Below are 20,796 nucleotides of genomic sequence, written 5' to 3'. Positions count from 1 at the left end.
GCAAGGAGTTCCCCGATGTCGGTCGAGTTCATCGGCTTTATCGCCAACAGCAATGCTTCCGAGACCATCGTGCGGCAGGGACCGGTGCTCGATCCCGCCTATATCGAGACGGTCGCGAAGGCGCATGAGCTCGCCGGTTTCGACCGCGCGCTGCTGGCGTTCCATTCAACCACGCCGGATGCGCTCCAGATCGCCCAGCATGTGCTGACCATTACAAAGAAGCTCAAGGTGATGATCGCGCAGCGCCCGGGTTTCACTGCGCCGACGCTTTTGGCGCGCCAGCTCGCCACGCTCGACCAGCTCTATGGCGGCCGCGTCTCGCTGCACGTCATCACCGGCGGCAACGCCATCGAGCTCAGGCAGGACGGCAACACGCTCGACGACAAGGACGAGCGCTACGCCCGCACCAGCGAATTCCTCGACATCGTGCGGCTGGAATGGACCAGCGAGAAGCCGTTCAATTACAGCGGCAAATACTACAATGTCGAGAACGGTTTCTCCCAGGTGAAGCCGCAGCAAGCGGGCGGCATCTACACTTTCGTCGGCGGCGGCTCCGATGCCGCGATCGAGGTCTCGGGCAAGCATGCCGACACCTTTGCGCTGTGGGGCGAATCCTACGCGCAGGTGCGCGACGTCACCGCGCGCGTTCATAACGCAGCAGTGCGGCACGGACGGCCGACGCCGCGCTTCAGCCTGTCGGTACGGCCCATTCTTGCCGATACCGAGGAGAAGGCATGGAAGAAGGCGGACGAAATCCTGGAACGCGCCACCGCGCTTCAGGACCAGACCGGCTATCGCCGGCCCAATCACGCCACCGAGGGCGCCAAGCGGCTGCTGGCGGCGGCCGACCAGGGCGCGCGCATCGACAAGCGGCTCTGGACCGAGATCGCCAAGCTCACCGGCGCCAACAGCAACACCACCGCGCTGGTCGGCACGCCCGAGCAGGTCGCCGAGGTCTTCGGCGACTACTACGACCTCGGGGTCAGCCACTTCCTGATCCGCGGCTTCGATCCGCTCCCTGACGCCATCGACTATGGCCGCGAGCTGATCCCGCTGACGCGCGAGCTGATCGCCAGGCGTCGGGCCGTGCGCGGTGAGGCCGCGGAATGATCCGCCTCATGCTGGCCGGCGCGCTGCTGTTCGGTTCATTCGAGCTGGCGGCGGCGCAAACCACTTTGCGCGTCGGCGACCAGAAGGGCAATTCGCAGGCCGTGATGGAAGCGGCCGGCGTGCTCAAGGATCTGCCGTACAAGATCGAGTGGAAGGAGTTTCCGGCGGCAGCCCCACTGCTGGAAGCGCTCAGCGCTGGCGCGATCGAAACCGGCCTCGTTGGCGACGCTCCCTTCACCTTTGCGGCCGCCTCCGGCGCGCCGGTGAAGGCGATCGCCGCGATCCGGCAGACGCGGGAGGGGCTCGCCATCCTCGTGCCCGAGCATTCGCCGATCAAGAGCTTTGCCGATCTCCGCGGCAAGAAGATCGCAACCGGCCGCGGCTCGATCGGCCATCAGCTGATCCTCGCCGCGCTGGAGAAGAACGGCTGGAGTGCCAGCGACGTGCAGATCGCGTTCCTGGCGCCGTCGGATGCGAAGATCGCCTACACGCAAGGCTCGGTCGATGCGTGGTCCACCTGGGAGCCCTATGTCAGTCAGGAGGAGGTGCTGTTCAAATCGCGCCGCATCATCACCTCCGAAGGGCTCACGCCGGGCCTGAGCTTCCAGGTGGCGCGGCCCGAGGCCATCCGCGACAAGCGCGCGGAGCTGACCGACTTCGTGCGGCGTCTCACCGCGGCGCGGGCGTGGTCGCTGAACAATGTCGACAGCTACGCCGCGACCTGGGGCAGGCTGATGAACATCCCGACCGCCGTGCCGCTGAACTGGCTGTCGCGCGCCAAGATCCGCATCGCGCCGATCGATGACGGCGTGATCGCGGACGAGCAGAGCACGATCGACCTGTATTTCCGCTGGGGGCTGATCAAGCAGAAGCTGGATGCAGCCGAGATCGTGGATCGCTCGTTTGCCGATGCGATCGCGAAGGCGGGGTTGTAGGCAGCTCTGCTTGCGTCGGGCGGCTTACCCTCCCCTTGAGGGGGAGGGTCGGCTCACGTTGAGCGCAGCGAAACGCGAGACGGGGTGGGGTGACAGTCTCTCCACGCCCACGCTGCCCGAGAGGAGAGATCACCCCACCCCGCTCGCGCTGCGCGCGATCGACCCTCCCCCTCCAGGGGAGGGTAAGAGTTCGCGCCACCTTCTCCCACAAGGGAGGAGGAAGAAGCGCTCTCACGGACGCTTCAAGGACTCGTGAGGAAGGAGGAGGTTTCCAGCGCAATCGGCTTGCTCGACACATTCCTTCTGCGCTTTGCACTGACGACAACACCTCCATTGCTATTTGCTTCCCCTCCCTTGCGCCACGTCGCGCCCCGTCAAAAATCAATTCGACGACCACATCGGGAGACCGGCCATGGGCCTGCAAGAAACAAAAATCGAATCGCTTCCCTTCGTCACCGCCGAACTCAACTATCTCGCGCCGACATCAGGCAAGCCGCGCACCTACGCCTTCGATCCGCCGCCGGGTGAGCCCAAAAGCACGTCGCTGCCGGAGCCGCATCAGGTGCCGATCTTCGATGCGCGGCTGATCGCGCAAAACTTCTCGCTCGATCGCGAGGGCTTTGCACTGGTGCGTCACCCGACGCAGGTGAAGGATTTTTACAACGACGAGGAAATCCGCAGCGTCTACTATCCCGCGGTCGAGGCGTTCCTGCGCGCCACGCTGAAGGCCGATCGCGTCGTCATCTTCGACCACACCGTGCGCAAGCGTGTCGAAGGCGCGCCGGATATCCGCGACGGCGGCCCGCGTCAGCCGGCAACGCGCGTGCATGTCGACCAGACCGCCGTCTCCGGCGCCAACCGCGTGCGAGAGCATCTGCCTGACGAGGCCGAGGAGCTGCTGAAGGGACGCGTGCAGGTGATCAATCTCTGGCGGCCGATCCGCGGGCCCTTGCGCGATTCACCGCTCGCCATGGCCGACGGCACCACGGTGGCGCCCGACGATCTCGTGGCCTCCGACCTGATCTATCCCAACCGTCGCGGCGAGACCTATTCGGTGAAATACAATCCGAACCACCGCTGGTTCTATTTCCCCGAGATGACGCCGGACGAGGCGCTGCTGCTGAAGTGCTACGATTCCGCAACCGATGGCCGCACCCGATTCGGACCGCATACCGCGTTCATCGACCCGACCACGCCGGCCGATGCCGCACCCCGTGAGAGCATTGAGGTCCGCACGCTGGTATTTCACCGGCAGTAACAAACTGTGATAGCCCTGCCGGCATTTCCCGGCAGGGTTCCCGGAACCCAGGGGAACAAAGGACGTTTGCAGCGCCGGACAGGGCCAACCGGGAGCGGTGCCGTGCGCGCGCAGACGACCCTTTTGCTTTGTTTGATGACTTCATTCCTCGCCTTCGTGTCCGTCGCTAAAGCCGAAAGCGGTCTTGCTTCGTACTACGGATATGGAAGGGCGGGCAAAGGCGGCGAGTTGACTTGCGCCCACCGCACACGCCCGTTCGGCAGCGTGCTCAGGGTGTCCTACAGCGGGCGCTCGATCCAGTGCCGGGTCAATGATCGCGGTCCCTTCATCCGCGGCCGTATCGTCGATCTCTCCGTGCCCGCCGCCCGTGCGCTCGGCATGATGAGCGCGGGCGTGGTGCGCGTCTCGGTGGATTAGGTCTCCGAGCGCGCTATAGTGCCGCCCGAAGCAAGGGGGGCGCTATGACTGGGATCAGGGTGGGACTCGTCGGCTGCGGCTTCGTGTCGGAGCTGCACATGTACGCGTTCCGGCGCGTCTATGGCGTGGACGTCGAGGTCGCGGCGGTCGCCGCGCGCGGCGACAAGGTTGTCGCGTTCGCCCAGCATCACAATATCCCGCGTGTTTACCGGAGCTTCGCCGAGCTGATCGCGGACGGCGAGCTCGATGTCATCGATATCTGCACGCCGCCCAACCTCCATGCGGAGATGATCGTCGCCAGCATGCAGGCCGGCAAGCACGTGATCTGCGAAAAGCCCTTCGCCGGCTATTTCGGCCGCGAGGGGGATCAGCAGCCGATCGGCAAGCACGTGCCGAAGGCGCTGATGTATGAGCGCGTGATCGAAGAGATGGACAGGACGCGCACCGCGATCGAGCGCACCGGAAAACTCTTCATGTATGCCGAGGACTGGATCTACGCGCCTGCGGTGACCAAGACTGCGGAGATCATCAGGGCGACGAAAGACAAGATCCTGTTCATGAAGGGAGAGGAGAGCCATTCCGGCTCGCACGCCGCGCATGCCGCGCAATGGGCGATGACCGGCGGCGGCTCGCTGATCCGGATGGGCTGCCATCCGCTCTCGGCCGTGCTGTATCTCAAGCAGGTCGAGGCCAAGGCGCGCGGCGAGAGCATCCACGTCGCCAGCGTCACGGGCGATGTCGGCAACGTCACCGCCGTGCTCAAGCCGGAGGAGCGCGCCTACATCAAGGCCAATCCCGTCGACGTCGAGGATTGGGGCACGCTGACGGCGACATTCTCCGACGGCACCAAGGCGACCGTGTTCTCCGGCGACATGATCATGGGCGGCGTGCGCAATCTGATCGAGACCTACACGTCCGGCGGTTCGCTGTTCGCCAACATCACGCCGAACAATCATCTGATGAGCTATCAGACCAGCGAGGAGAAGCTCGCGAGCGTCTACATCACCGAAAAGGTCGACCGCAAGACCGGCTGGCAATATGTCTGCCTCGAGGAGGAATGGACGCGCGGCTATCTCCAGGAGATCCAGGATTTCATGGAATGCGCCGCGACCGGACGCCAGCCGCTATCGGACCTCGCGCTGGCCTACGAGACGATCAAGGTGAACTACGCCGGGTATTGGGCGGCGGAGGAGGGGCGGCGGGTGGTGTTGTAGGGGATCGGTACGCTTACCCTCCCCCTCCAGGGGAGGGTGGGAGCAAGGCCCCCTCACGCCCCGTAGGTCGAGCCCTTCGGCAGCGGGAATACCGGGTCCTGCGTCTTGATGTTGGTCGGCCACACCACCGAGATGTGCTCGCCTGCGTTCTGCATCACCACCGGCGTCGAGCGTTCGTTCTGGCCGGACAGCGGCGTGCCCGGCGGGAAGAATTTCACGCCATAGCCCTGGATGGTGCCGCCGGCGGGGATGTCGACATCGAGCGCGGCCTTGCGGATCGCCTCGGGCTCGAAGCTGCCGTACTTCTCCTTGGCGACCGGCAGCACGTTGTTGAGCAGCACCCAGGTCTGGTTGAAGCCCATCGAGCAGTGCGGCGGCACGTCGGTGGCGCCAGTCTTGGTTTGATAGCGGCTGACCATGGTCTTGATCAGATCGCCCATGCCGGGCGCGAGCTTGGCGGGATCGAGCAGCTGCGCCGGCACCGGATCGATGTTGCAGAAATTGTCGATGTCGGCGCCGAAGGTCGCGCGCAGCTTGTCGAGCTGGCTGTAGCCGGCACCTGCCCCGAACAGCATCTTGAAGCGTAATCCGCTCTCGCGGGCCTGCCGCAGGAACAGGGTGATGTCCGGGTTGTAGCCGGCATGCGAGATCACGTCGGCCTTGGCACGCTTGATCTTGGTGACCAGCACCGAGAGGTCGGGCGCGGCGGCCGAATAGCCCTCGCGCAGCACCACCTGGATGCCGGCCTGCTTGGCATAGGCCTCGTCGGCGGCGGCGACGCCGACACCGTAGGGGCCGTCCTCGTGGATCAGCGCAACCTTCACCTCGCCCGGCTCCATGCCGAGCTTGGCCTTGGCGTGCTCGGTGAGGAAGGCAGCGAAGGCCTGCCCGTATTGATCGGAATGAATCTGCGCGCGAAACACGTATTGCAGGTTCTTGTCCTTGAACACGGCGGTCGAGACCGCGGTCGTGATCCAGAGGATCTTCTTCTGCTGCTCGACCTTGGCCGCGAGCGGCACCGCATGCGAGCTCGCATAGACGCCGTTGAGGATGTCGATCTTCTCCTGGCTGACCAGGCGTTCGGCCTCGTTGATCGCGACGTCGGGCTTGCTCTGGGAATCCGCGGCGACCGGCACGATCTTGGTCTTGCCGCCGATACCGCCTTTCTCGTTGACGAGATCGATCGCGATCTGCGCGCCGATCGACGAGGCGACCGAGCCGCCGGCGGCGAACGGGCCGGTGAGGTCGTAGATCAGGCCGATGCGCAATGTCTCGGCTTGCGCCTGGGCCCTGGTCCAATCGAGGCTGAGTGCGGCGGCGGCAGCCGCCGAGGTCTTCAGCAGCTGCCTGCGTGAAGTCGGCATCCTATCCTCCCTCAAAACCCGTCTTATGCTTGGTTGTATTTTTTTGCGAAGTATGGGGAGGGGCGCGGCGGAAAGTCAACATCGCGAAAGTCGGAGTCTATCCTCGCCGCGTAGAACGCAATTGCGAGATGAGTGACGACGAGACCGCGAGATCGCGTCCGTCACTCCCTCAGGCGGCGGGCCAGATAAGATGCCGTCTTCCCGCCCGCCCTGGCGAGCTGATGCGGCGTCCCCGCCGCGACGATAAGGCCACCCTCGTCGCCGGCGCCGGGGCCGAGATCGATGATCCAGTCGCTGTGAGCCACGACATCCATGTCATGCTCGACCACGACCACGCTGTTGCCGGCATCCACGATCCGGTCGAGCTGGGCGATCAGCCGCTCGACGTCCCTGGGATGAAGACCGGTGGTCGGCTCGTCCAGCACATAGAGCGTGTGCCCGCGCTGCGGACGCATCAGTTCGGTCGCGAGCTTGATGCGCTGGGCTTCGCCGCCGGACAGCTCGGTCGCGGATTGGCCGAGGCGGATATAGCCGAGGCCGACTTCGCGCACGATGGATAGCGACCGGTTCAGGGTGGCATCGTCGCGGAAGAAGTCGAAGGCCTCGTCGACGCGCATCGCCAGCACGTCCGCGATGGATTTGCCGTCGATCTTCACCTCGAGCGTCTTGTCGTTGTAACGCGCGCCCTTGCAGGTCGGGCAGGGCGCGTAGACGCTGGGCAGGAACAACAGCTCGACGCAGACGAAGCCTTCACCCTCGCAGGTCGCGCAACGGCCCTTGGAGACATTGAACGAAAAGCGCCCGGCATCGTAGCGGCGGGCCTTGGCCTGCGGCGTTGCTGCGAACAGCTTGCGCACATGGTCGAACAGGCCGGTATAGGTCGCAAGGTTGGATCGCGGCGTGCGGCCGATCGGCTTCTGGTCGACGACGACGAGGCGATCGATCCGGTCGAGGCCGGCGACAATCCTGCCGCCCAGCGTCTCGACGGTGGGAGCAAGGCTGTCGTCATCCGCATCGGTGGCCAACGTATGGCCGAGATGTCCGGCCATGGCCTCGACCAGGAATTGGCTGATCAGGCTCGATTTGCCGGAGCCTGACACGCCGGTGATGCCAGCGATCACGCCGAGCGGAATATCGACGTCGAGGCCGCGGAGATTGTTGCGGAACACGCCCCTGATCTTCAGGTGCCCCTTCGGCTCGCGACGGGCCGTCGGCAGCGGTTTTCTCGGTTGCGACAGATAATCGGCGGTTCGCGATTGCGCGATGTCGCCGAGCCCTGCCGGCGGTCCGCTATAGAGGATGCGTCCGCCGCCGTCGCCGGCATCGGGCCCGACATCCACCAGCCAGTCGGCTTGCCTGATCACCTCGATCTCGTGCTCGACCACGAAGATCGAGTTGCCCGCGCGCTTCAGCCGGTCGAGCGCACGCAGCAGCGCCTCGGTGTCGGCGGGGTGCAGGCCTGCGGATGGTTCGTCGAGGACGTAGACGACGCCGAACAGGTTGGAGCGGACCTGGGTCGCCAGCCGCAGCCGCTGCAGCTCGCCCGGCGACAACGTCGGCGTGCTGCGCTCGCAGGCGAGATAGCCGAGGCCGAGGTCGAGCAGGACGGCGAGGCGCGCCGACAGATCCTCGCAGATGCGCCGGGCGACGACAGCCTTCTCCGACCTGTCCGTTGAAGCTTTTGCGAATGGCTTGATCAACTCCTGCAACTGCTTGAGCGGCAGGTGCGAGATCTCGGCGATATTGCGGCCGGCGAACTTGACCTTGAGCGCCTCGGGCTTCAGCCGCGTGCCATGGCAGGTCGGGCAGTCCTGCGTGATCATGAACTGCGCGACGCGGCGCTTCATCATCGCGCTCTCGGACTTGGCGTAGGTCTGCATCACGTAGCGCTTGGCGCCGGTGAACGTGCCCTGATAGCTCGGCTCCTCCTTGCGGCGCAGCGCGCGCTTGACTTCGGCTGCGTCGTAGCCGGCATAAACCGGAACAGTCGGCTGTTCCTCCGTGAACAGAATCCAGTCGCGGTCCTTCTTCGGCAGCTCGCGCCAGGGCTTGTCGACGTCGTAGCCCAGCGTCGTCAGGATGTCCCGGAGGTTCTGTCCCTGCCAGGCGCTCGGCCAGGCCGCGATGGCGCGCTCGCGGATCGTCTTGGTGTCGTCAGGCACCATGGATTTTTCGGTGACGTCGAGCATCCTGCCGATGCCGTGACAGGTCGGGCAGGCGCCCTCCGGCGTGTTCGGCGAAAACGCTTCCGCATAGAGCATCGGCTGCCCCCGCGGATAGTCGCCGGCGCGGGAATAGAGCATCCTGAGCAGGTTCGAGATGGTCGTCACGCTGCCGACGGACGATCTTGTCGTCGGCGCGCCGCGCTGCTGCTGGAGCGCGACGGCGGGCGGCAGGCCCTCGATGTCGTCGACTTCAGGGATCTGCATCTGGTGGAAGAGGCGTCGCGCATAGGGTGACACCGATTCCAGATAGCGCCGCTGCGCCTCGGCATAGATCGTCCCGAAGGCGAGCGAGGATTTTCCCGAACCCGAGACCCCCGTGAACACGACCAGGGCGTTGCGCGGAATTTTGACGTCGATGTTCTTGAGGTTGTGCTCGCGCGCGCCCCGGACCCGGACGAAGCCGTCGTCCTGCATCAGGCTCTCGGGTGGTCTCGGTCGGTCGTCCATCTGGCTCCTCCAGTCCCCATCCGGGCACTAACGGCAAGATCGCAGGATGGGTCCTTTGATGCCAGCGGGCCAGTTACGTTCTGCACAAAGCGAAGGCCCGCCGCGGTCATGCGACGGGCCTTGCTGGGGTGTTTGGGCTGCCGGCAGCGGTCCGGCGCCGGCTATTACTGTGACAGCTTCACGAAGTTCGGAAACTTCATCTTGCCTTCGGCGATCTTCTCGGGCCAGACCACGACCTGCTTTGAGTCCTGCCACTGGAAGACGAGGCCGGTGATCGTGCCCGGGCCGGACTTGATGCCATGGGTGAACTCGTCGTTCTTGCCGTAGAACTGGATCTGGCCGATCGTGCCCTCGTAGTCGGTCTTCTCGAGCTCGGTGACCATCTTGTCGGGATCGGTCGAGCCGGCGCGCTTGATGGCGTCGGTGATGATGTAGACCTCATCATAGGCGGTGTAGCCGGTATAGGCCGGCGGCGAGCCGAACTTGGCCTTGAAGGCGGCCGCGAACGGTTTTGTCTTTGAGGTCACGGCCACATCGGGCGTCGCCACCGCCAGCGACGGCACGCCGTCGGCGGCACCATTGGTGTCCTTCCAGAAGGTCGGGCTCAGCGCCTGCGCGCTGATGCCGAACATCGGGATCGGCACCTGCTGGTTCTTCCACTGCACGGTCGGCTGCACGCCGACATGCGAGATGCCGGTCACGATCACGTCGGGCTTCTTGCCCTCGATGTTGTTGAAGATCGGCGTGAAGTCGGTGGTGTCGGGCGAGAAGCGGACATGCTCGACGACCTTGAGGCCGGCCTTGGGCAGGCACGCCTCGTAGCCGACGTCGAGCGGCTTGGTCCAGGCGGCGTCCTCGCTCATGATCGCGACCGTCTTGAACTTGAGCTTGTCGACGAGGAGATCCTTGGCGGCGTCGCAGACGAGCTGGGCCTGCGCGGCCGAGGTCAAATAGCCGTGGAAGGTGTACTTGTTCTTCTCGTAGTCGTTGTGGATCGCCTTGGTGATCTCGTTCGAGGCCGCGCCGGGCGTGATCAGCGGCATCTTCAGCCGCGCCGCCCAGGGCTCGAGCGCCAGCACGACCTCGGAGATGTAGCTGGCGATCACGGCGGAGACCTTGTCCTCGCTCACCGCGCGCTGGAAGGCTCGCACCGAGTCGGCCGAGGAGCTCTTGTTGTCATAGGTGACGATCTCGACCTTGCGCCCCAAGATGCCGCCCTTGGCGTTGATCTCGTCGGCGGCGATCTGCGCGCCGCCCGGCGTCGCCGCGCCCGCGATCGACTGCACCTCGGCGATGACGCCGATCTTGATCGGATCGTTCGACTGCGCGTAGGCGGGCGCGGCGAGGCACAGCGCCAGCGCGGAGGCGAGGAAGCTGCTGCCGAGAACTGAAGATCGCATGGTCGTTTCCTTTCTATGTTTTTTGTTGATGTTGACAGACTTACAGAAAATCGGCGCCGGCCTCGCTCGCAAAGCGGCCGGGATCGCCCTCCCAGATAATCCGGGCGTGTTCGAGCACATAGACGCGGTCGGCGTGCGGAAGCGCGAAGGTGACGTTCTGCTCGCCGAGCAGCACCGTGATCGCCGTGGTCTGCCGCAGCTTGGTCAGCGCCTTGGACAATTGCTCGAGGATGACGGGCGCAAGGCCGAGCGTCGGCTCGTCCAGGATCAGGATCTGCGGCTGCATCATCAGCGCGCGGCCGATCGCGAGCATCTGCTGCTCGCCGCCGGAGAGCGTCTGCGCCATCTGGCCCTGACGTTCCTTCAGGATCGGAAACAGCTCGAACAGCCAGGCAAGCTGCGCGGCGCGCTTGTCGTCGGACAAATGCTGGCCACCGAGATCGAGATTCTCCCGCACGCTCATCTCGCCGAACAGCTCGCGCGATTCCGGGCACTGCACGAGGCCGCTGCGGGCGATCTTCGCCGGGCTGGTGCCGCGCAGCTTCTCGCCACCGCGTACGATCTCGCCGCTATAGGGCAGGAAGCCGGAGATGGTGTTGAACAGCGTGGTCTTGCCGGCGCCGTTGAGGCCGACCACGGAAACGAACTCGCCCTCATGGACGTGGATCGAGACGTTCTCCAGCGCCTGCGCCTTGCCGTAGAACACGCTGACATTCTCGACCTGGAGCAGCGGCACCTTGTCCTTGAAGCTGGTCTCGGGCCGCGCATGGGTCTCGATGGCGCCGCCGAGATAGACCCGGCGCACGGTCTCGTTTCGCATGACGTCCTCGGCCTTGCCGGTGACGATCTCCTCGCCGAGATACATCGCGAGGACGCGGTCGACGAGCGCGGCGACGCTCTTGACGTTGTGATCGACCAGCATCACGGCGCGGCCGTCGTCGCGAAAGCTGCGGATCAGGTCGGAGAAGATGTCGACCTCGGCCCGCGTCAACCCGGCAAAGGGCTCGTCCACCAGCACGACCTTGGGATCGCGCGCGATCGCCTTGGCAAGCTCGAGCCGGCGCAGATCGGCGAAGGGCAGTGTCGGCGGGCGGCGGTTCATGACGTTACCGAGCCCGACGCGCTCGGCGATCCATTTGGCACGCTCGACCAGCGCCTTGTCGGGAAACAGCATGAACAGGCTGTCCGGCAGCAGCGCCACCATGATGTTCTCCAGCACCGTCTGCCGGTTCAGCGGCCGCGAGTGCTGGAACACCATGCCAAAGCCCTTGCGCGCGATCTTGTGCGCGGGTAGGCCGGCGACGTCCTCGCCTTCGAAGATAACCTCGCCCGCAGTTGGGCGCTCGATGCCCATCACGCTCTTCATCGCGGTCGATTTGCCCGAGCCGTTCGGCCCGATCAGGCCAAAGATCTCGCCGGCGTTGACCTCGAAGCCGAGGTTCTTCACCGCGGTCAATCCGCCGAAGCGCTTGGTCAGGCCGCGGACTTCGAGCACGGCCCGGTTTGAAAGCCTCATATCCATCACGAACGAGCCTCGCGCGAGAGGGCCGCTCCGAGGAAGCCGCCGGGGAAGAACAGCACGACGAGAAGCGCGACCGCCGAGACGATGAAGGTCGCAAGCTCGCCGGTAGGGCGCAGGAACTCGCCGGCGACGATCAGGAAGATCGCACCCAGCGCCGCGCCGAGCACGGTGCGCCGGCCGCCGAGCACGGCCGAGACGATCACGTTGACGCCGACCGCGACGTCGACGACGGTGCCGACCGAGGCGGTGCCGAAATAGAACACCAGGAGGGCGCCCGATAACCCCGAGAAGAACGCAGAGACGATGAACGCCGCGAGCTTGTGCTTGACGATGTTGAAGCCGAGCGCGCCGGCCTGCACCGGATCCTGCCCGCTCGCCTGCAGCACGAGTCCAACAGGCGATTGCGACAGGCCGTAGAGGATCGCCGCCGAGATGATCATGAAGCCGAGCGCGATCCAGTAATTCGCGCCGGCGTCGATGCTGATGACGTCGGGGATGGTGAGCCCTATCTCGCCGCCGGTGAGATCGGCGAACACCACGATGAAGTTCTGCAGCATCAAGACCGCGACCAGCGTGGTCAGGCCGAAATAGGGTCCGCGCACCCGTAAGGCCGGCAGCGCCAGCACGAGACCGGCGATGACCGAGGCGAGCGCGCCCAGCACGATGCAAGGATAGACCGACCAGCCGAACTGGGCGTTCAGGATGCCGGCGGTGTAGGCGCCGACGCCGATCAGGAAGGTCGGGCCGAAATTGACCTCGCCGGCGAAGCCGAACAGGAGGTCCCAGGCCATCGCGAACACGCCGAAGTAAAAGGCGACGGTAAGAAGCCCGAGGACGTAGCCTGAGACGTAAAGCGGTAGCGTCGCTGCGATCACGACCAGCGCCAGCGAGATGAAGAACAGGCGCGAGGTGAAGAAGTTCGACATCTCAGCGCCTCCCGAGAAGGCCCTGGGGCCGGATGTACATCACGAACACGAGCAGCAGCAGCGCCGGGATGGTGCGATAGGCCGGCGAGACCAGGTAGGCCGTCAGCGTTTCGAGATAGCCGACCACGAAGGCCGCGATCAGAGAGCCCGAGACGCTGCCGAGCCCGCCGAGCACGACGATCGAGAACGCGCTCGCCGTCAGCGGTCCGACGCTGTAGGAGCTGACCCCTAAGAACATGCCGAGCAGCACGCCGGCGATGCCGGCGAGGATGCCGTAGATCGCCCAGACCACGATGTAGATGTTGGTGAGCTCGAGCCCGAGCAGGGTGACGCCGCGCGGATTCATCGAGGCCGCCAGCACGGCCTTGCCGGTACGGGTGCGGTTCACCAAGAGCCATAGCAGCGCGATCACGAGGCAGCACACGATGGCGGTGAAGATCTCATTGCGCGGCGTGCGCACGCCGAGGATCTCGACCACGCCCTCGACGATCGGCAGCACGGTCTTGGCGTTGTTGGTGAAGAAATAGGCGATCAGCTCCTGGATCATGATGCCCCAGAGCAGCGTTCCCGTGAGGACGAAGATCTCCTTCTCCTCATTGGGGATGCGCCGGGAGTCCTGGATCGGCTTCACCACCGCGAAATAGGTGGCAAACGCCGTGAGGAGGGCGACCGCGACGCCGATCAGCGCGCCGGCATAGGTGCCGACCCCGAGGATGCTCGCAGCGGCCCAGGCGGCGACGGCTGCCGCCACCATGATGGCACCGTGAGAAAGGTTGAGGACGCCCGAGACGCCGAAGATCAGCGTGAAGCCGGTGGCACCGAGCGCGTAGAGAGCGCTGATGGCAAAGCCATCGATCAAGATCTGGAAAGCTCGCATAGATGATTGGCCAGGCAGACGAGCTGCCTCCTTGAGGGAAGGTGCTGTGTGGAGCGCATGTGAACGCTTCCGGGCTTCATGCCCGGAGAGCAATCCCGATCAGCCTGTGATGGGTTCGATGAGGCTCGGAGGCCGGACGTTGGCCTTCGCAACGTCCTTCGGCCCGCTAGTCGCGGTCATGCCGCACGCTATACGCAACGCAACAGAGAGTCGTTTCTTCATGTTGTTCTCTCCCTTTGAACAGGCCTCTTGTGAGCCATTGTGTCGCGACTATACCGGCGGAGAGTTTCTCGGCAAGTGAAACTGCATTCAGGATTGTGAGAGGCGGACTAAAGTTGAGAGCTTGCGCAATTTGCAGGCAGAAAAGATGCGCGATCCTCATTACGCGCGCAGGCATGCAGATTCCGTCGATGGGCATGCGTGAGCATCAACGGCTGCGAGCGATCGCCGATTGGCGAGCCGCGACGTCGTCGAGAGCTTCAGCGTGCTTGCAGCTTCCGTAGCCCGGATGGATCGAAGCGCAATCCGGGGTTCTCACCAACGGGCACTGAGGTCCCGGATTTCGCTTCGCTCCATCCGGGCTACAAGAAAGCGAAATGTGGGCGTTTCAGCGTGCTTGCAGCAGGGATGGATCGAGCGGTGTAAGCCGGGCCGGATCGAATGGCGACAAATCAACCTCGCGCGTTGCGCCTTCAGTGATCAACTCCGCCAGCGCTTCTCCGGTGGCGGGTGCATTGAGGATGCCCCAGACATTGTGTCCGGTCGCAACATAGAGACCTTCGCTCTGCGGCACCTTGCCGATCAGCGGCAAGCCGTCCTCCGTCACGGGGCGGAAACAGGCCTGCTGCGCGATGATCCTTTCGGAACGGAACAGCGGCGACAGCCGCTCCGACATGCTCTGCAGCCGCCCGATCGCATCAACGTCCGGCGTCACGGCGGCGGGATCGAGCGGCAGCGGCGCGATGTCGGACAGGGCGGTGATGTGCGTGCTGCCGTCGGCGCGCGGGAAGACCTCGATCGAGACCGTGCTGCCGTCTTCCTCATACTCCAGGAATAACGCATCGGCCGGCACCTCGGAGACGGTGTCGTACACGATGCTCGGGCTGCGCTGGCCGTAGACGGCCGGCAGGCTCATCCATTGCGCCGCGAGCAGCGACCATGGCCCCATCGCGATCACGACGGCATCAGCCGCGACGACGCGACCTTCGACCTCGACACCCCTCGCCCGATCGCCATCGCGCACGATGCCGGTGATGCGTCCAGCGCGAAGCGTGGCTCCTTGCGCGAGCGCAGCGTCCATCACGGCCGAGGTGAACTTGCGGGGATGGACGATCGCGGTCGTCTTCGCCGTGCCGATGCGTTGTGTGATGACGACACCGTCGCGGAGCCAGCCGAGTGCGGATGGTGCATGCCGCCGCGCGTCGCCGTCGGAAGCAACGAAACCGCTATAGGCGATCATCGGCCGGTAGCCCCAATTGCCCGCGATCTCCTCCGGCAGTTGCGCGTGAAGCGCAAAGCTGCGCCGCGCGAGCGCGTCCAGCGGCGTGCCGGCGCACCAGTCCCGGGCCAGGAAGCCGCCGGCCTTGCCGGAGGCGGCGGCCGCGACCTCGGTTCGCTCCACGACGGTCACGTCGATGCCGCGGCGGCGCAGGAAATAAGCGGTACAGGCCCCGATCACGCCGCCGCCGCAGATCACAACGCGCATGGTGTCTTCCCTGGCTCGCGTCAATTCCTGGAGCGCTTAGCTCCCGAGCGGAAACAACCTAGCTAGCGTAACCCCGTTCCAGCGATTGACGCTGCCGGTGCCGGTCCAGCGCCAGCTCGACGAGGCGGGTCAGCAGCTCGCCATACGGCACGCCCGAGGCTTCCATCATCTTCGGGTACATGCTGATGGAGGTGAAGCCGGGCAGGGTGTTGATCTCGTTGAAGCAGAACTCGCCGCCCTGCCGGTCGAGGAAAAAGTCGACGCGCGCGAAGCCGCTGCATTCGAGCGCCGCGAACACCTGCGTTGCCAGCGACCGGACGCGCTCCATCTGTGCTGCGTCGAGGTTGGCGGGAAGGTCGACCCGGGCGCCGTCGGGATCGAGATACTTGGCCTCGTAGGAATAGAACTCGTGATGGGCATTGGGATTCAGCTCGCTGGCGAGGCTCGCGAACAGCGTCTCGCCCTCGAGCACGGCGACCTCGATCTCGCGGGCGTCGATGCCCTGCTCGACCAGCACCTTGACGTCATAGCGGAACGCATCGTCGAGCGCCGCTCCGAGCGCCTCCCAAGTCTTCACCTTGTGAATGCCGACGCTGGAGCCCATGTTGCACGGCTTGACGAACACCGGGAGGCTCAGTCCTTCGGCCGCCTTCGCAAGAGACGTGGACCGGTCCTGGACGAAGGCCTTGCGGGTGAGCACGCGATAGGGCGCGACCGGAATGCCCGCGAATTCGGCGAGCCGCTTGGCGACGTCCTTGTCCATGCTGACGGCGGAGGCGAGAACGCCGGATCCGACATAGGCGACGTCGGCCAACTCCAGCAGGCCCTGCACGGTGCCGTCCTCGCAAAGCGGTCCGTGGATGACCGGAAAGACGACATCGATCTCGAGCGGGTCCATTGTCCCTGCTGTCCCTGCGGAAATCGGCATGAGAGCGACGCGTCCATCAGGTTCTCTAGCGAGCCGTATCTCCGGCGCGTCGGGCAGGATCGGCAAGGACGTCGTCTGCGCCAGATCGAGCGCACCAAGATCGTTCCATTGCCACCGACCCTCCTTGTCGATGGAGACCGGGATCACCTCGAAACGGGTGCGATCGAGATGCCTGAATACGGAGGCCGCCGATTTGAGCGAGACCTCATGCTCACCGGACCTGCCGCCATAGAGAACCACAACGCGAATTTTTTCTGCCATGGCTCAATTATCACGCGCCCGGTCTGGAAGTCACCTCTGTTGCCCCGGTTGCTGCATCGATCATAACAGTTCGGCGCCGGCGAGGCCCGCCGGCGCCGTGTCGTGAAGGCCGCTGCGCTTCAGCCCGGCCCCGCGCCCTGCGTCGCCGTATATACCGCATAGAGCGACTGGCTCGCGGCCATGAACAGGCGGTTGCGCTTGGGCCCGCCGAAGCAGACGTTGCCGCAGACTTCCGGCAGGCGGATGCGTCCGAGCAGCTTGCCCTCCGGGGACCAGACCGTCACGCCGCTGTAGCCGACGGCGCGGCCGGCATTGCTGGAAGCCCAGAGATTGCCGTTGACGTCGCAGCGCAGGCCATCGGGCCCGCACTTCACGCCGTCGATCACGCAATCGCTGAACTTCTTCAGGTTCGAGAGCTTGTTGTCCGTGCCGACGTCGAACACGAAGATCTCGCCTTTGCCGCCGGGGCCGGTATCGCCCGGTCCCTTGCCGGTCGAGGCGATGTAGAGCTTCTTGTAGTCGGGCGAGAAGCACAGCCCGTTCGGATCGGGCACCTGGTCCTCGGTGACGACGAGATCGATGCGGCCGGAGGGATCGATGCGATAGCAATTGGTCGGCAGCTCGCGCTTGCCCGGTGTGAAGCCGGCCGGCTGTCCGATGCGCGGATTGAGCTTGCTGCCCGCATTGCTCGGGCCGCCCGCGACGTCAGGCTCGCCTTCGTAGAGCTGGCCGCCATAGGGCGGATCGGTGAACCAGTAACTGCCGTCGGGATGCGCCGCGATGTCGTTCGGCGAGTTCAGCCGCTTGCCTTGATAGGAATCCGCCAGCACCGTGGCGGTGCCGTCATGCTCGTAGCGCGTCACCCGGCGCGTCAGGTGCTCGCAGGAGAGCTGGCGGCCCTGGAAGTCGAAGGAGTTGCCGTTGGAGTTGTTGGAGGGCGAGCGGAATACGCTGACGCGGCCGTCATCCTCGGTCCAGCGCATTTGCCGGTTGTTGGGAATGTCGCTCCACAGCAGATACCGGCCCTGTGCGCTCCAGGCCGGGCCCTCGGCCCAGAGCAGGCCGGTATAGAGGCGCTTGATCGCGGTGTTGGGCTGCGCGAGATCTTCGAAGGACGGATCGACCGCGATGACGTCGGGGTCCCAGAAATAGGTGGTCGGCGCGCCATTGGGGCCGAAATCGCGCGGCGGCGTGGTGATCGTCGTCGGCGGTGCGGCTGGCCCGGTCTGGGCCAGCGCGGGGCCGGCTATCGTGGCCGCGGCGCCGAGCGCCAGTCCCCGGACAAGTGTTCGTCGTGAAAGCGCAGCATCCTGCTCCTGCTCAGGAGCCTCCTGGCGTGTCATCGCGTCCTCCCGGTCATGTTTGGCTGGCCGGTTGATCCGGCCGAGCGAGCCGAAGGTTAGTCCGGTCCGCGTCCGGTTGCGAGGGGCAGGTTCGCAGCCTCCGCGCGATGCCGCGAGATCGCCGCAACATCGCCGCATTGCGGGCTGTTCGACCTGCAAGGCGACAATTCGTCTCGCCCGCGAGCTGTTAACCGGGGCCGGTTTTGGGACCTGTCAAGCCTTGACCTCGCGCGCGATGCTGGCAGAACGTCCCCGGGGTCAACGCCGGAGTTCATTGTGTTAGCCGTTGTTGCACTGGTCATTGCGCTCGCCGTCGCGTTTGCCGCGGGCTATTTCACCCGCGATCGTGTCTCCCGCCAACGTCGGGCGGAGGCGCAGCGCTGGCGCGAATATAGCGAGCCGGGCTGGTTGCGCGCCGCCGCGCCCGCCAACACCAACGAGGCTGCGAATTCCAACGCAGTCGCGAAGGTCGCCACCGGCGAACTCGGCCAGATGCTGGATCGTTGGGAGAGCAGGGCCCGCGCCCGCCGCGCGGGATAGTTTGACATTGCTCCCAGTTCGGATCGGGCGAAGCATGATCCGGGGGCGTTTGCATCAGGACGCTACCGCGAACTCTCCTACATCACCGTCACCCCCGCGCGAGCGCTTAGCGCTCGTCGCTGGAGGTGCGCGCCCCTGCGGCGCGACAGAGCCGCGGGGCAAGCCTCGAAGGATGAACGGCCCGAATGCATCCCGGCCGCTCATCCTTCGAGGCTCCCGGCGCGATGCTTAGTGCATCGCGCCACTCGCACCTCAGGATGACGGGGCTGGCAAGGGCGCTTGCTGAGGCGGCGCGATCCACCTCCAACCAGGTCAGCCTTCCTGACCATCTTTTGGCGTTGCAGTTGCGGCCATTTCTCGTCTAGAAACAGGCCGATCGAGCCTCCCGGCAACCAACCGTCAACGGTTTTGACCGAGGATTTGAGGGCTCAAAAGGGTCTGGCAATGCTGATTCGCGGCCAAATCGATGGGATTTCGAAGGAGGTGGCTCCGGCCGCCGCCGCGATCCCGGCTGCGCTGCCCACCCTCCTTCTTGGCGGGCTTCTTCTTAGCTGCCCCTGAGGGCCGGCTGGGCGCAACGCGCCTGGGCGCTCAGGGGCTGGTCGAGATCACCGGACACCTCAGGCGCCCTGCAGATTGAACGGCGCTAAAGCTCAAAAGGAATTTGAAATGGCCAACGTGAACAAGTCCGAGAAGGACCGCGTCATCATTTTCGACACCACGCTGCGCGACGGCGAGCAGTGCCCCGGCGCCACCATGACCTTCGAGGAGAAGCTCGAGGTCGCCGAGCTGCTGGACGATATGGGCGTCGACGTCATCGAAGCCGGCTTCCCGATCACCTCGGAGGGCGACTTCCAGGCGGTCAGCGAGATCGCCCGCCGCTCCAAGAACGCCGTGATCGCCGGGCTGTCCCGTGCGCACCCGGCCGATATCGATCGCTGCGCCGAAGCCGTGAAATTCGCCAAGCGCGGCCGCGTCCACACCGTGATCGCGACCTCGCCGCTGCATATGCGGGTGAAGCTGAACAAGACCCCGGAGCAGGTGATCGAGACTTCGGTCGCGATGGTCGCGCGCGCCCGCAACCAGATCGACGACGTCGAATGGTCGGCCGAGGACGGTACCCGCAGCGAGATGGATTTTCTCTGCCGCATCGTCGAAGCCGTGATCAAGGCCGGCGCCACCACGGTGAACATTCCCGACACCGTCGGCTACACGGTGCCGGAGGAATACACCCACTTCATGAAGACGCTGATCGAGCGCGTGCCGAACTCCGACAAGGCGGTGTTCTCGGTCCATTGCCATAACGACCTCGGCATGGCGGTAGCGAACTCGCTGGCCGGCATCACCGGCGGCGCGCGCCAGGTCGAGTGCACCATCAACGGCATCGGCGAGCGCGCCGGCAACGCTGCGCTCGAAGAGATCGTGATGGCGATCAACGTCCGCAACGACAAATTCCCGTACTGGAACAAGATCGACACCACGCAGCTGACCCGCGCCTCGAAGGTGGTGTCGGCGGCGACCTCGTTCCCGGTCCAGTACAACAAGGCGATCGTCGGACGGAACGCGTTCGCGCATGAGAGCGGCATCCACCAGGATGGCGTGCTGAAGGACGCGTCCACCTACGAGATCATGCGGCCCGAGATGGTCGGCCTGAAGCAGTCCTCGCTGGTGCTCGGCAAGCACTCCGGCCGCCACGCTTTCGTGCACAAGCTGGAGGAGATGGGCTACAAGCTCGGCCCGAACCAGCTGGAAGATGCGTTCACGCGGATGAAGGCGCTCGCCGACCGCAAGAAGGACATCTACGACGAGGACATCGAGGCGCTGGTCGACGAGGAGATGGCGGCTTCGCACGACCGCATCAAGCTGACCTCGCTGACCGTGATCGCCGGCACCCATGGCCCGCAGCGCGCGACCATGAAGCTGGACGTCGACGGCCAGATCAAGATCGAGGAAGCCGAGGGCAATGGTCCGGTCGATGCGGTGTTCAACTGCATCAAGCGCCTGGTGCCGCACGAGGCCAAGCTCGAGCTGTACCAGGTCCACGCGGTGACCGAAGGCACCGACGCGCAAGCGGAGGTCTCGGTGCGGCTGTCGCATGACGGCCGTTCGATGACGGCGCGCGCGGCGGACCCGGATACGCTGGTGGCCTCGGCCAAGGCCTATCTCGGTGCGCTCAACAAGATCGTCATGAAGCGCCAGCGCGACACGGTGACGACGGCGGCGGCGAGCTGAAGGTCACGTTCCGGATGAAACGGTGGAAACGCGGTGGCCTCGGCACCGCGTTTTTCGTTGAGCGCCGCGGCTTCTTCCCGGATACCGCATTT

The 20,796-nt window shown here is 65.1% G+C and carries 16 protein-coding genes; 7 read left to right on the top strand and 9 right to left on the bottom strand.

What is annotated here, in order from left to right; genetic code table 11:
- The first annotated feature begins 15 nt into the window (after positions 1 to 15).
- The 5 genes from XH79_RS39710 (at position 16) to XH79_RS39690 (ending at position 4,934) form a co-directional block, all read left to right on the top strand.
- Positions 16 to 1,110 carry an LLM class flavin-dependent oxidoreductase gene (locus tag XH79_RS39710; protein WP_271585217.1) on the top strand — a complete coding sequence of 365 codons (1,095 nt, stop codon included), beginning with the start codon at positions 16 to 18 and terminating at the stop codon, positions 1,108 to 1,110.
- Positions 1,107 to 2,045, top strand: a complete 939-nt coding sequence (locus XH79_RS39705) for an ABC transporter substrate-binding protein (protein ID WP_271585216.1) — start codon at positions 1,107 to 1,109, stop codon at positions 2,043 to 2,045. Before XH79_RS39710 ends, XH79_RS39705 begins: the two co-directional genes overlap by 4 nt.
- A 412-nt stretch (positions 2,046 to 2,457) precedes the next feature.
- Positions 2,458 to 3,303 (top strand): CmcJ/NvfI family oxidoreductase, encoded by an 846-nt coding sequence (locus tag XH79_RS39700; protein ID WP_271585215.1) that lies wholly within the window; start codon positions 2,458 to 2,460, stop codon positions 3,301 to 3,303.
- A gap of 102 nt (positions 3,304 to 3,405) precedes the next feature.
- Entirely contained in the window at positions 3,406 to 3,720 is a 315-nt protein-coding gene (locus tag XH79_RS39695; RefSeq protein WP_212339436.1) for a septal ring lytic transglycosylase RlpA family protein, read from the top strand.
- A 44-nt stretch (positions 3,721 to 3,764) separates the two neighbouring features.
- Entirely contained in the window at positions 3,765 to 4,934 is a 1,170-nt protein-coding gene (locus XH79_RS39690; protein ID WP_271585214.1) for a Gfo/Idh/MocA family protein, read from the top strand.
- Between the two features lie 53 nt (positions 4,935 to 4,987).
- Here XH79_RS39690 and XH79_RS39685 read toward each other — a convergent pair whose 3' ends face one another.
- The 9 genes from XH79_RS39685 to XH79_RS39645 all read right to left on the bottom strand — a co-directional run bounded on the left by XH79_RS39685 (position 4,988) and on the right by XH79_RS39645 (position 17,932).
- On the bottom strand, positions 4,988 to 6,298 hold the full coding sequence (locus XH79_RS39685; RefSeq protein ID WP_271585213.1) for an ABC transporter substrate-binding protein: 1,311 nt from the start codon (positions 6,296 to 6,298) through the stop codon (positions 4,988 to 4,990).
- A gap of 161 nt (positions 6,299 to 6,459) precedes the next feature.
- On the bottom strand, positions 6,460 to 8,970 hold the full coding sequence (uvrA, locus tag XH79_RS39680) for an excinuclease ABC subunit UvrA (protein WP_271585212.1): 2,511 nt from the start codon (positions 8,968 to 8,970) through the stop codon (positions 6,460 to 6,462).
- A 164-nt stretch (positions 8,971 to 9,134) separates the two neighbouring features.
- Positions 9,135 to 10,370: an ABC transporter substrate-binding protein gene (locus XH79_RS39675; protein WP_271585211.1), complete on the bottom strand. Its 1,236-nt coding sequence runs from the start codon at positions 10,368 to 10,370 to the stop codon at positions 9,135 to 9,137.
- 40 nt (positions 10,371 to 10,410) lie between these two features.
- Entirely contained in the window at positions 10,411 to 11,892 is a 1,482-nt protein-coding gene (locus XH79_RS39670) for an ATP-binding cassette domain-containing protein (protein WP_271585210.1), read from the bottom strand.
- Positions 11,892 to 12,818, bottom strand: a complete 927-nt coding sequence (locus tag XH79_RS39665) for a branched-chain amino acid ABC transporter permease (RefSeq protein ID WP_271585209.1) — start codon at positions 12,816 to 12,818, stop codon at positions 11,892 to 11,894. Before XH79_RS39665 ends, XH79_RS39670 begins: the two co-directional genes overlap by 1 nt.
- Before the next feature lies 1 nt (position 12,819).
- Positions 12,820 to 13,695, bottom strand: coding sequence for a branched-chain amino acid ABC transporter permease (locus tag XH79_RS39660; RefSeq protein WP_212339415.1), 876 nt, complete (start codon positions 13,693 to 13,695; stop codon positions 12,820 to 12,822).
- A 607-nt stretch (positions 13,696 to 14,302) separates the two neighbouring features.
- Complete coding sequence (locus XH79_RS39655) at positions 14,303 to 15,400, bottom strand: NAD(P)/FAD-dependent oxidoreductase (RefSeq protein WP_271585208.1); 1,098 nt, start codon at positions 15,398 to 15,400, stop codon at positions 14,303 to 14,305.
- A 58-nt stretch (positions 15,401 to 15,458) separates the two neighbouring features.
- Complete coding sequence (locus XH79_RS39650; RefSeq protein ID WP_271585207.1) at positions 15,459 to 16,589, bottom strand: D-alanine--D-alanine ligase family protein; 1,131 nt, start codon at positions 16,587 to 16,589, stop codon at positions 15,459 to 15,461.
- Between the two features lie 119 nt (positions 16,590 to 16,708).
- Positions 16,709 to 17,932, bottom strand: coding sequence for an SMP-30/gluconolactonase/LRE family protein (locus XH79_RS39645; RefSeq protein WP_271585206.1), 1,224 nt, complete (start codon positions 17,930 to 17,932; stop codon positions 16,709 to 16,711).
- Positions 17,933 to 18,208: 276 nt separating this feature from the next.
- Here XH79_RS39645 and XH79_RS39640 point away from each other — a divergent pair, with 276 nt between their 5' ends.
- Both XH79_RS39640 and XH79_RS39635 read left to right on the top strand, forming a co-directional pair.
- On the top strand, positions 18,209 to 18,472 hold the full coding sequence (locus XH79_RS39640; RefSeq protein ID WP_212339412.1) for a hypothetical protein: 264 nt from the start codon (positions 18,209 to 18,211) through the stop codon (positions 18,470 to 18,472).
- A 669-nt stretch (positions 18,473 to 19,141) separates the two neighbouring features.
- The gene (locus XH79_RS39635) at positions 19,142 to 20,704 is read left to right on the top strand and encodes a 2-isopropylmalate synthase (protein WP_271585205.1); all 1,563 of its coding nucleotides are present in this window, start codon (positions 19,142 to 19,144) and stop codon (positions 20,702 to 20,704) included.
- Positions 20,705 to 20,796 lie beyond the last annotated feature (92 nt).

This window comes from Bradyrhizobium sp. CCBAU 45389 (assembly GCF_028128625.1).
Classification (GTDB): domain Bacteria; phylum Pseudomonadota; class Alphaproteobacteria; order Rhizobiales; family Xanthobacteraceae; genus Bradyrhizobium; species Bradyrhizobium liaoningense_B.
Note: the sequence above shows the minus strand (reverse complement) of the source record. Positions and strands in the feature narration are given on the sequence as shown.